The following is a 10100-nucleotide window of genomic DNA, read 5'->3' on the forward strand; positions in this document are numbered from 1 at the left end:
GGGGGCGTCCTGTTCGTCGTCTGGCGCGGCGCGGGAGGGGCGCCGCGAGGGGGAAGGATCAGGCGGCGGGCTCTACACGCGGGCCCTGAGCTTGGCAACATTCCGGCGGGTGCGCGGCCCTGACGGGGATCGGGGAACGCCGCCCCTGGTGCCGTGCGGCGTTACTCACGGTTTCGAGAGTGCACTTAGTGGGAAAAGCTGTGCGATGGTCGCCGAACCGACCTGCAATGTACTGTTTTGCTTCGGAACTGCCTGGGGGCGGCTTGTGGATAACTCTGTTGGCAAGCGGTACTGCCGGGCCGCCATCCCTGGGGATGACGGCTGGCCGGATCAGTCCGCGTAGCCGTTCGTCGCCTCGATCACGGGCTTCCACCTGGCGATGTCGGCCGTCCAGAAGCGCTGGTGCGCCTCCGGCGTGGCGTCCGCCTGGGACACCGGGGCGGTGCCGATCTCGGTGAAGCGCTGGACGATGCGGGGGTCCCTCAGGGCGGCCTGGAGGGAGGCGGTGAGGCGGCCGCGGACCGGGGCCGGGGTGCCCTTTGGCGCGTAAAGGCCGTGCCAGACGGTGATGACGAAGTTCGGCAGCCCGCCCTCGGCCGTGGTGGGGATCTCCGGCAGCGTGGCGATGCGGGTGCGGGAGGGGGTGGCGAAGACCTTCACCGTGCCGCCGCGGATGTACTCCGTGGTCTGGGTGGTCTGGTCGCAGAGAAGGTCCACGCGGCCGCCGAGGATCTCCTGCATCGCGGGGCCGGTGCCGCGGAAGGGGATGACGGTGGGGCGCGCCCCGATGGCGTTGGCGAGGAGGGTGCCGCAGAGGGCGGAGGAGGAGCCGATTCCGGCATCGGCCAGGTTGAAGCGGTCGCCCTGCGTCCTCATCAGGGCCATGAGCTCCGCGAGGCTGTTCGCGGGGAGCTCCCGCCGGCCCACCAGGGTCATCGGCACCTCGGTGACGAGGCCGAGCGGCTCGAAGCCGTTGACGGGATCGTAGGCCAGGCGGCGGTACATGGTGGGGATCACCCCCATGCCGATGTGGTGCAGCAGCACCGTGTGGCCATCCGGCCGGGCCTGGGCGACGCGCTGGGCGCCGATCGTGCCGCCGGCGCCGGTGCTGTTCTCCACCACCACGGGCTGGCCGAGTTCCCTGCCCATGGTCTCGGCGAGGAGGCGGCCGACGATGTCGGTGGGGCCGCCGGGGGCGAAGGGAATGACCATGGTGACGGCGCGGGCGGGAAAGACGGATTGAGCGCGGGCGATGCGGGGGCCGGCGAGCGCGGCGAGGCCGGTCGCCGCGAGGGCGCGGCGGGTGGTGCTGGTCATGGATGTCTCCCCCGCGGCGTCCCGTTCGCGGGCGCCGCTTGTCCGGGGGATGTTGAACCGGCGGGCGGGGCGGGGGGAAGGGGCCGCCGATTTCATCGAAACAATCGAACACGGCTTCGTCAGGCGGATAACCCCTGGCGGCCCCACCCGTTCTTCGACGCAACCCCCGTCGTTGGAGGCCAACCTATGTTTATGCGCGTCGACAAGCTCCAGGCCGAGCTGCCCCCGCCCAAGAAGCAGGACCCCAACGCGGGCGCGGCTCTGCAGGAGCTGCTGGGCGGCAAGTACGGCGAGATGTCCACGCTCGGGAACTACATGTTCCAGAGCTTCAATTTCCGCTCCAAGGACAAGCTGCGGCCCTTCTACAGCCTCGTCGCCTCCATCACGGCGGAGGAGCTGGGGCATGTGGAACTGGTCAGCAACGGCGTGGCCATGCTGAACAACGGCCCGGACGTGCCCGGCGGCGATGCTGGTGACGGCGGCGATATCTCCATGACGCCCTTCGAGGCGATGAAGGAGATCCGGTCCGCCGCCTCCTTCCTCTCGGGCGCGGGCGGCGCGATGCCCGTGAACAGCAACTCCATGTCGTGGAACAACGACATGATCACGACCACGGGCAACGTGGTGGTGGACCTGCTGCACAACTTCCACCTGGAATGCGGCGCGCGGCTGCACAAGCTGCGCGTCTATGAGACCCTGTCCGACCCGACGGGCCGCGAGGTCTGCGGCTACCTCCTCGTCCGCGGCTCCGTCCACGCGCACGCCTACGCGCTGGCGCTGAAGCAGATCACGGGCGTGGAGCTGGAGAAGTTCCTGCCGACGCCGAACATCCCGCTGGGCAAGATCCCGGAGTGCCAGAAGTACCTGCAGGAGGGCTCGCACCGCCGGCTCTATACCTGGAGCCCGAACGACTACAAGGAGATCGCGGGCGTCTGGGGGAATGGCGAGCAGGCGCTGCCGGGCGATCCGCCGGGCGAGCTGACGGTGGTGGACGGCATGCCCGAGGGCGGCAAGATCCACCAGCTGACGGGCGTTCCCTCTGCCTTCACGCCGGACTACGCGCCGGAGGAGATGTTCGAGATCGCGACGAAGCTGTACCAGAAGTCGCGCTGAGCGCCTTCGGGTGAGGTGACGGGGCCCGGGCAGCGCTTGCTGCCCGGGCCTTTTCTCGTTGACCGGGGCGGGTCAGGCGCCCCCTGTCCTGGCGAGCATGTCGCGCAGATCGGGCACGTACTCGGCCTGCAGGATGTCGCCGCCGTCGGGGTAGGTGACGACGATGTCCCAGGTGCCGATGATGCAGCGGAGGAGCCGGTCCATGCCGATCGGATGGACGAGGTGCGCGGGGACGCTGGCGAGCGCCTCCCGGCTCTCCGCGACCGTCACGCACATCCGGTCGGGGATGGGCGACTTGGTGATGAAGGGCTCCAGCCGCTCGCCTTCCGCCACGGCGACCACGAAGAGGGGCGAGCGGAGGAACACGGGCAGGACCGTGCCCATGTCGCGCGCGGCGCGCGCCTCCGCGAAGGCGGCTTTCAGCGGCGTGTGAACACCTTCCATCGAATCCCCGTGTTTCGTGGCGTTCCCGGCAGCATAGCGCGCCAGGATCGGCCTGGGACGTGGGCGGCCTGCGCGGGGCTCAGCCCGCGGCCGGATCGCCTTCGGGCGACGCCGCATCCGCCTGGAAGTGGCCGCCGCCAAGGGGGCCGCGGACCTTCCACCCGCCCTCCGCGCGCTCCGCGAAGTCCGGGCCGATCGGGGCCTTGCCCTGGCCGCCCGGCAGGTCCAGCGCGTAGGTGGGCCAGGCGAGGCCGGTGACGCGGCCGCGCAGGGAGGCCAGCAGGGCGCGCCCTTCCGCGATGGGCACCTCGAAGCGGGCGGTGCCGGGGGCGCGGTCCAGCTGGTGCAGGTAGTAGGGCTTCACCCGGTGCTCCAGCATGGTGCGGAGCAGGCCTTCCAGGCTCTCCGCCGTGTCATTCACGCCGCGCAGCAGCACGGCCTGGCCGAGGAGGGCGACGCCGGCGCGGGACAGGCGGCGGAGCGCCGCGCGGGCTTCCCCGGTGAACTCGCGGGCGTGGTTGGCGTGCAGGCAGAGGAAGAGGGCGGTCTCCGTGTCCAGCGCCTCCGCCAGCGCGGCGTTCACGCGCGCGGGGTCCGCCACGGGGACGCGGGTGTGCAGGCGGATGATGCCGATGTGGGGCATGGCCGAGAGGCGGCGCATGATGTGGCCCAGGCGCCGGGGGGAGAGCATCAGCGGGTCGCCGCCCGTCAGGATGGCCTCCCGCACCTCCGGGTGGGCGGCGAACCAGTCCAGCGCGGCATCCAGATCCGCCTCGTCCAGCACGCCGCCGGTGGGGCCGACCTGCTCCCGCCGGAAGCAGAAGCGGCAGTAGACCGGGCAGGCCAGGAGCGGCTTCAGCAGGGCGCGGTCGGGGTAGCGGTGGACGACGCCCTTCACCGGGGAGTGGGGGCCGTCGGCGATCGGATCCTCCAGCTCGAGCGGGGTGGCGTCCAGCTCGGCCGGGTGGGGAAGGTACTGGGCGGCGATGGGGTCGGCGGGGTCGGCCGGGTCGATCAGCGCGGCCATGGCGGGGGTGACGGAGACGGCGTAGCGCGCGGCCACGGCGCGGAGCGCGGGCAGGGAGGCGGGCGCGACGAGGCCGGCGGCGGCGAGGGCATCCGCGTCCCGCAGGGGGCGGGTGACCGGTTCGCTTGGAGGAGGTTGGGGGGAAGGGAAGCCGTCGGGCATGGCGGGGGCTGGTAGCCCGGAGCGGGTGGTTGTGTCACGGGATGCCCTTCGGAACGGAGGCCCGAGCGTGGCGCATGACCCCTTTCCCGCCTGGCACCCGGAGTCCCTGGCGGCGCGGCTGCCGGCCCTGCGGCGGCGGGCGGCGCTGACGCGGGAGACGCGCGGTTTCTGGGAAGCGCGGGGGTGCACCGAGGTGGAGACGCCCTGCCTCGTGCCCGTGCCGGGGATGGAGGTGCACCTGCACGGGTTCCGCAGCCGCTTCGAGCCGCATCTCGGGCGCGGGGAGGGGCAGGAGCTGTGGCTGCGGACCTCGCCGGAGCTGGCGATCAAGCGGCTGCTGGTGGGGGGCGCGGGCAGCGTGTTTGAGCTGGCGCGGGTGTGGCGGAACGGCGAGGTCTCGCCCCGCCACGCGCCGGAGTTCACGATGCTGGAGGTCTATCTCCTCGGCGCCGGGCTGGAGGGGCTGATGGACGCGGTGGAGAGCTATCTGCGCGCCGTGCTGCCGCCCCGCGTGGCCCATGCGGGGGTGGAGACGGACCTGTCCCTTCCCTTCGAGCGGGTGACGGTGGCGGAGGCCTTCGCGCGGGTGGGGGTGGACGTGCTGGCCTCCGTCGATCCCGCGACGGCGGAGGGGGATGCGGCAGCCCTGGCGGCCTCCGCGCGGGCGGCGGGGCTTTCAGTGTCGGAGGAGCTGGGGTGGGAGGACCTGTTCTTCCGGCTGATGCTGGAGCAGGTGGAGCCTGCGCTCGGGCGCGGGCGGGGGACCTTCCTGACGCACTGGCCGGCGCCGCAGGCGGCGCTGGCGCGGCGGGACCCGGCCGATCCCCGCGCGGCGCTGCGCTTCGAGGTATTCGCGGCCGGGCTGGAACTGGGCAACGCCTTCGACGAGCTGCTGGACCCGGAGGAGCAGGCCGCGCGCTTCGCCCGCGACGTGGCGGAGCGGGAGGCGCTCTACGGCGCGGGCTGGGCGGTGGACGCGGACTTCCTGGCAGCGCTGCGCCAGGGGATGCCGCCCGTGGCGGGGATCGCGCTGGGCTTCGACCGGCTGGCGATGCTGGCGGCCGGGGTGCCGAGCCTGGAGGAGGTGCGCTGGCTGAGTGGATGGCCCTTCGGTTCCGCGGAGTGAGGGCGGAGGTCTGGGTTCGGCCACCGGACGTGACATTTTCGCGCCGAACAACCTCGGGTTGATTTTCCACGTTCCTCCGGCATGCTCTCCGGAGCGGCACGGGGTGGGCGCGTGATTCCTGAGCGAAGGGTTCACTGGCACGGGACGCCCGCGCGTTGAGCGGGGCCGCGCTGCTGCTTCTCCAGGCCGTGCTGTACTTCGGCACGATGGCGGCCCTGTTCCGGGCGCGCGGCGCTCTCGGGACGGGCGTCTTCGTCTGCGCCCTGGGGGTGATGCATTTCCTGGAGACGTACCTGGCCGCGGTCTTCTTCATCCGGCTGCCCTTCGGGCTGATCTCGCCGGGCTCCGTGGTGCTCTTCTCCGGCAAGCTGGCGATGGTGCTGCTGCTCTACGTGAAGGAGGATGCGGAGGCGGTGCGGCAGCCGGTCTACGGGCTGCTGATCGGCAATCTCATCGTCGTCGTCACCTGCCTCCTCCTGCGCCTCTACACGCCGGCGAGCTTCGGCGGCGCGCCGCTGAACCTCGCCTTCATCGACGAGATGGGCGTGCTGATGGTCTGGGGCACGCTGCTGCTCTTCGTGGACAGCCTGCTCCTCCTCCTCCTCTACGAGGCGGTGGCGCCCCTGTTCCGCGGGCGCCAGATGATGCGGATCGTCCTCTGCCTGGCGGCGGTGCTGAGCTTCGACCAGCTCGCCTTCTTCGGCGTGCTGCGGCTGGTGGCGGGGGTGCCGCTGGCGGCGCTGTTCGGCGGCTGGGCGGCGAAGATGGGGGCGGCGCTGGTCTATGGCGCGCTGCTGGCCGCCTATCTCCGGCACTTCGAGACGCGGGGCGACGCGGGGATGCGCCGGCCGCTGGGCGACCTCTTCGAGCTGCTGACCTACCGGCGGCGGCTGGCGGCGGAGCGCGGGCTGCAGAAGGATCCCGCGACGGGGACGATCTCCTCCCACCTGCTGGGGGCGGTGGGGGCGGAGCGGTTCCGACATGCGCGCCGGCGGGGGCGGGGACTCGCGCTGCTGCTGGTGGAAGCCTCGGGGCCGGAGGGGGCGGTGCCGCTGCGCAACCTGGCGCTGGCCCTCGCGGGGACGCTGCGGGCGGACGACCTGGTGTTCCGGCACGGCGCCCGGGGCTTCGCGCTGCTGCTGGAGGGGATCCCGCCGGCCGCCGCGCGGCGCCTGGCGGATGACCTGCCTCGGCTGGTCCCGGAGCGGCTGGGGCCAGAGGACCCCTTCCGGGAGGGGCCGGGGATGGAGCTCCGGGTGGGCATGGCCACCGGGCCGGGCGCGGCGGAGGATTTCGCGGCGCTGCTGCGGGAGGCGGAGGCCGGGCTGGCGCGCGGGGCCGCCTGGGCGGGGACGGCGGCCTGAGGCGGATCCCCGGGGGGCTTGGGGAACGGAAGGGCGCGGCGCATCGAAGCGCCGGCTGCGGCGTTTCCCGGGTCTGATCGGGAGAGGCGCAGATGTTCGACACGAAAGGGCTGCTGGACGGGTTCCTCGGAGGGGGCTCGGGCGGGCGCGGGACGGATCAACGCGGGGGCGGCGGGATTGGCAGCCTCGGTGGCGGAGGCGGCGGGTCGCTGCGGGACGTGCTGGGCGGGCTGCTCGGCGGCGGGATCGGCAGCCTCGGCGGCGGGGGCGGGTCGCGCGGCGGCGGGATGTTCGGGGGGCCCATTGGCAGCCTCGGGCGGGATCGCGACACCGGCGGCGCCGTGGCCTCTCCGGGGCGGGCGGGCGACCAGGACAGCGACCGGAGCGGCGGCGGCTTCTTCGGCGGGCCGATCGGCAGCCTTGGCGGGTCCGCGGGCAGCGGGACCGGTGGTGGATTGGGTGGCGGGCTGGGTGGCGGGCTGGGTGGCGGGCTGGGCGGCGGGCTGGGCGGAATGCTCGGCGGTGGCATCGGCACCGCGGCGGCGGGCGGGCTGCTCGGCTCCCTTCTCGGCGGTCGCCGGCGAGGCGGCGGCGGCGGGCTGCTGAAGATGGGCGGCATGGCCGTGCTGGGCACGCTGGCCTACCGCGCGTGGAAGCAGTGGCAGGAATCGCAGGGCCAGCAGGGTGGTCAGACTGGGAGTCAGGCAGGAGGCGGGTTCGGCGGCGCGCAGGCGCCGGCGCCCTCCTCCGGGCCGTGGTCCGGTGCCCCGTCCGCCAACGGGGCGCCCGCCGTGCCGCCGCCCGCGGAGTTCGCGCGGGACGACGCGCCGGGGGCGGACGGGCAGCCCTTCGGCCTCTCCCTCATCCGCGCGATGATCGCGGCGGCGAAGGCGGACGGGCACCTGGACGAGGAGGAGCGCGGCCGGATCTTCGACGAGGTGGAGCGGCTGGGGCTGGACGCCGAGGCGAAGGGCTTCGTGTTCCAGGCGCTGGACGCGCCGGTCGACCCCTCTGCCGTGGCGGCGATGGCTCGGACCGACGCGCAGAAGTCCGAGATCTACATGGTCTCCCGCCTGGTGGCGGAGCCGGACACGGCGGCGGAGCGGGCCTATCTCGACGCGCTGGCGCATCGGCTGGGGCTGGCCTCCGGTCTGCGGCAGTCGCTGGACGCGCAGGCGGCGGAGGCGCAGCAGCTCGTGCAGTCCGGCGAGCTCGGCGGCCAGAGCTAGCCGGCCAGAGCTAGCGGGCCTATGTCGGAAGGAGCGCGCGGGCTTCCGCCGCGCGCTCCACGGGCCAGGCGTAGAAGTTGAAGACGTAGGGGTCCGAAGCCTCGAACACCGCGGGATCCGGGCTGGCGCGCTGCATGGTCGGGCGGTGCAGCGCTTCCATGGGGTGCCAGCGGCCTTCATGGGCGAAGCAGGTCTCGTAGCCCAGCGCGTCGAGGAAGGCGGGCACGGCCCAGGTGCAGCCCTCCGCATGGCGCTCCTCCAGTTCCAGTGTCAGCACGGGGCGGCAGCGCGCCAGGGTGGTCCGCGCGCCGCGCAGCGCGGCGTACTCGGCGCCCTCCGCGTCGATTTTCATGGCGGTGACGTCGGGCAGCGCGAGGCTGTCCAGCGCGATGACGGGGACGGGCCGCCGCCGGACGGCGAGGCGCGGCCCCTCATGCGCGGAGAAGCTCTTCGCGGTGCTCGCCCACTGCCACTGCGGCGCGCCGTCCAGCACGGGGACGGAGAGGTCGATCGTGCCGGGCGCCTCGCCCAGCGCCTCCGCGCGGAGGGTGAGGCCGGGGGCGCGCGCGGCCAGCCTGCCGCGGGCCTCGGCCAGGGGCTCGAAGGCGATCACTCGGGCGCCGGGCAGGGCGGCAAGGGGCAGGGCGAGCAGGCCGTCATGCGCGCCCACATCCACCAGCGTGCCCGGGCGGTGGAGGGCGGTGAGGAAGGTCAGCTCGTCCATGGCCGCGACTTGGCGGCGGCCGGGCGGGGCTGCAACCGCGAAAGGGGGGTGGCGTTGGGGGTGGGACGATCACGGAGGTCCACCATGCGCGTTCTCGCCCTCGCGGCCGCCGCCGCGCTCCTCGCCGGCCCGGCGATGGCCAACATGTACGACGGCCGGAGCAGCACCGGCCGTTCCCCCGGCCCGCCGATCGACCGCGGCGGGCGCACCGCCGATTCCGACCGCGCCTACAACGGCGGCGGAATGGTGCTGGAGGGTGCCCCGGGTGCCCCGGCCCCGATGCCGGAGCAGACGGCGCCGGCCGGCTCCATCACGCCGCAGGGCACGCGCAACCCGGGCGTCGCCATCGTCCGCTGACGCCGGGCGGTTCCGGTTCGAAGGCCGCGTTCCCGGAAGGGGGCGCGGCCTTCGGCTTTTCAGGCCGCGGCGATGGCGGCGTTCATCGCACGCACCCCGGCGGCGGGGCCCTCGGGGTGCTTCCACACCGCCCCGACCACCGCGAGGAAATCGGCCCCGGCGCGGACGAGGGGGGCGCAGTTCTCCGCGGTGATGCCGCCGATGGCGACGCAGGGAATCTCGAAGAGGTTCGACCACCACTCCAGGATCTCCGGCTCCGCCTTGTGCTTTGCCTCCTTCGTCCCGGTGGGGAAGAAGGCGCCGAAGGCGACGTAGTCGGCGCCCAGTTCCCCGGCCTCCATCGCGAGGTGGCGGCTGGCGTGGCAGGTGATGCCGAGCGTGCCGTCCTTCAGCAGGCGCCGGGCGCGCTCGTGGTCTCCGTCCTCCTGGCCGAGATGGGCGCCGTCGCAGCCGCTGCGGGCGGCGAGCTCGGCGTTGTCGTTCAGTAGGAAGGCGACGTCGTGGGACTGGGCCACGGGCAGCAGCGCGTCGATGGCGCGCCGCACCTCGTCCTCCGGGGCCTCCTTCAGGCGGAGCTGGAGGCAGGCGACGTCGCCGGCGTCGAGGGCGCGGGCGAGGCTGTCCGGGAAGGTCGCGAGGTCGATGCGAGGCGGGGTGATGAGGTAAAGGCGGCAGTCGGGCATGTGCGTGAGTCGGTCCGGTGGGCGGGTATGGGGCGGTGATACCACGTCTCCGTCGCCGCCACGCGTGCCGGCCCGGTTGTGCTGAGGGGGAGCTGTTTGCGCTTGCGCGCGCAAGGCACTATTGTAGCGATCTCGAAATGAATTGTCTGCTCGCACTGCGGACCCGAACCAGGATCGTGACGACATGCCGAACGGACGCGACAAGTATCGGTCCCGGGAGAACCGGGAGGTGGTCCGTCAGATCATGCTGGACGTATGGGATCCCATCGGCGTCCGAGATGCTCCGAACGCTCATGGCGAGTACGATGCCTATGTTGGTCGGGCCTATGTCATGCTGATGGACCAGGAAGCGTCCGTCGACGAGATCGCGGACTGGCTCTACGCGGAAGCGACCGGCCACCTGGGGCTGTCGCCCTGTCCGTGGCTCGAGTTACGCAGCAGGGAGACGGCCGAGGCGCTTGTCGCCAGCCGTCCGGGCTTCAGGATTCACTGATCCGGCCAAGGGGCTCCTCCTCCGAAGCGCGGGGGTCGCGGCGTTGCGGAAGGTGGGACGA

Annotated in this window: 11 protein-coding genes; 6 read left to right on the forward strand and 5 right to left on the reverse strand. The window is 73.0% G+C overall.

The window, feature by feature from the left end:
* Positions 1 to 330: 330 nt before the first annotated feature.
* The gene (locus tag VQH23_RS17775; protein ID WP_338662065.1) at positions 331 to 1317 is read right to left on the reverse strand and encodes a tripartite tricarboxylate transporter substrate-binding protein; all 987 of its coding nucleotides are present in this window, start codon (positions 1315 to 1317) and stop codon (positions 331 to 333) included.
* 192 nt (positions 1318 to 1509) lie between these two features.
* Here VQH23_RS17775 and VQH23_RS17780 point away from each other — a divergent pair, with 192 nt between their 5' ends.
* The gene (locus VQH23_RS17780; RefSeq protein ID WP_338662066.1) at positions 1510 to 2430 is read left to right on the forward strand and encodes a manganese catalase family protein; all 921 of its coding nucleotides are present in this window, start codon (positions 1510 to 1512) and stop codon (positions 2428 to 2430) included.
* Between the two features lie 72 nt (positions 2431 to 2502).
* On the opposite strand, the gene VQH23_RS17785 is transcribed toward VQH23_RS17780, so the two are convergent.
* Both VQH23_RS17785 and VQH23_RS17790 read right to left on the reverse strand, forming a co-directional pair.
* Entirely contained in the window at positions 2503 to 2874 is a 372-nt protein-coding gene (locus tag VQH23_RS17785) for a hypothetical protein (RefSeq protein ID WP_338662067.1), read from the reverse strand.
* Positions 2875 to 2953: 79 nt separating this feature from the next.
* Entirely contained in the window at positions 2954 to 4063 is a 1110-nt protein-coding gene (locus VQH23_RS17790; protein WP_338662068.1) for a lysine-2,3-aminomutase-like protein, read from the reverse strand.
* A gap of 67 nt (positions 4064 to 4130) precedes the next feature.
* Between VQH23_RS17790 and epmA the strand changes: the two genes are divergently transcribed.
* The 3 genes from epmA to VQH23_RS17805 all read left to right on the forward strand — a co-directional run bounded on the left by epmA (position 4131) and on the right by VQH23_RS17805 (position 7782).
* Positions 4131 to 5189, forward strand: a complete 1059-nt coding sequence (gene epmA / locus VQH23_RS17795) for an EF-P lysine aminoacylase EpmA (protein ID WP_338662069.1) — start codon at positions 4131 to 4133, stop codon at positions 5187 to 5189.
* A gap of 155 nt (positions 5190 to 5344) precedes the next feature.
* Complete coding sequence (locus VQH23_RS17800) at positions 5345 to 6553, forward strand: hypothetical protein (protein WP_338662070.1); 1209 nt, start codon at positions 5345 to 5347, stop codon at positions 6551 to 6553.
* 92 nt (positions 6554 to 6645) lie between these two features.
* Positions 6646 to 7782 (forward strand): tellurite resistance TerB family protein, encoded by a 1137-nt coding sequence (locus VQH23_RS17805; protein ID WP_338662071.1) that lies wholly within the window; start codon positions 6646 to 6648, stop codon positions 7780 to 7782.
* Between the two features lie 19 nt (positions 7783 to 7801).
* Here VQH23_RS17805 and VQH23_RS17810 read toward each other — a convergent pair whose 3' ends face one another.
* The gene (locus VQH23_RS17810; RefSeq protein ID WP_338662072.1) at positions 7802 to 8506 is read right to left on the reverse strand and encodes an FkbM family methyltransferase; all 705 of its coding nucleotides are present in this window, start codon (positions 8504 to 8506) and stop codon (positions 7802 to 7804) included.
* An 84-nt stretch (positions 8507 to 8590) separates the two neighbouring features.
* Here VQH23_RS17810 and VQH23_RS17815 point away from each other — a divergent pair, with 84 nt between their 5' ends.
* On the forward strand, positions 8591 to 8863 hold the full coding sequence (locus tag VQH23_RS17815) for a hypothetical protein (protein ID WP_338662073.1): 273 nt from the start codon (positions 8591 to 8593) through the stop codon (positions 8861 to 8863).
* Between the two features lie 59 nt (positions 8864 to 8922).
* On the opposite strand, the gene thiE is transcribed toward VQH23_RS17815, so the two are convergent.
* Complete coding sequence (thiE, locus tag VQH23_RS17820; RefSeq protein WP_338662074.1) at positions 8923 to 9546, reverse strand: thiamine phosphate synthase; 624 nt, start codon at positions 9544 to 9546, stop codon at positions 8923 to 8925.
* A 184-nt stretch (positions 9547 to 9730) separates the two neighbouring features.
* Between thiE and VQH23_RS17825 the strand changes: the two genes are divergently transcribed.
* The gene (locus VQH23_RS17825) at positions 9731 to 10039 is read left to right on the forward strand and encodes a hypothetical protein (protein WP_338662075.1); all 309 of its coding nucleotides are present in this window, start codon (positions 9731 to 9733) and stop codon (positions 10037 to 10039) included.
* Positions 10040 to 10100 lie beyond the last annotated feature (61 nt).

Origin of the sequence: Pararoseomonas sp. SCSIO 73927 (genome assembly GCF_037040815.1) — a bacterium.
GTDB lineage: Bacteria > Pseudomonadota > Alphaproteobacteria > Acetobacterales > Acetobacteraceae > Roseomonas.

Coding starts and splice junctions, on each gene's coding strand:
- VQH23_RS17775 (WP_338662065.1), bottom strand. CDS start 1,317: ATGACCAGCACCACCCGCCGCGCCCTCGCGGCGACCGGCCTCGCCGCG.
- VQH23_RS17780 (WP_338662066.1), top strand. CDS start 1,510: ATGCGCGTCGACAAGCTCCAGGCCGAGCTGCCCCCGCCCAAGAAGCAG.
- VQH23_RS17785 (WP_338662067.1), bottom strand. CDS start 2,874: ATGGAAGGTGTTCACACGCCGCTGAAAGCCGCCTTCGCGGAGGCGCGC.
- VQH23_RS17790 (WP_338662068.1), bottom strand. CDS start 4,063: ATGCCCGACGGCTTCCCTTCCCCCCAACCTCCTCCAAGCGAACCGGTC.
- VQH23_RS17805 (WP_338662071.1), top strand. CDS start 6,646: ATGTTCGACACGAAAGGGCTGCTGGACGGGTTCCTCGGAGGGGGCTCG.
- VQH23_RS17810 (WP_338662072.1), bottom strand. CDS start 8,506: ATGGACGAGCTGACCTTCCTCACCGCCCTCCACCGCCCGGGCACGCTG.
- VQH23_RS17815 (WP_338662073.1), top strand. CDS start 8,591: ATGCGCGTTCTCGCCCTCGCGGCCGCCGCCGCGCTCCTCGCCGGCCCG.
- thiE (WP_338662074.1), bottom strand. CDS start 9,546: ATGCCCGACTGCCGCCTTTACCTCATCACCCCGCCTCGCATCGACCTC.
- VQH23_RS17825 (WP_338662075.1), top strand. CDS start 9,731: ATGCCGAACGGACGCGACAAGTATCGGTCCCGGGAGAACCGGGAGGTG.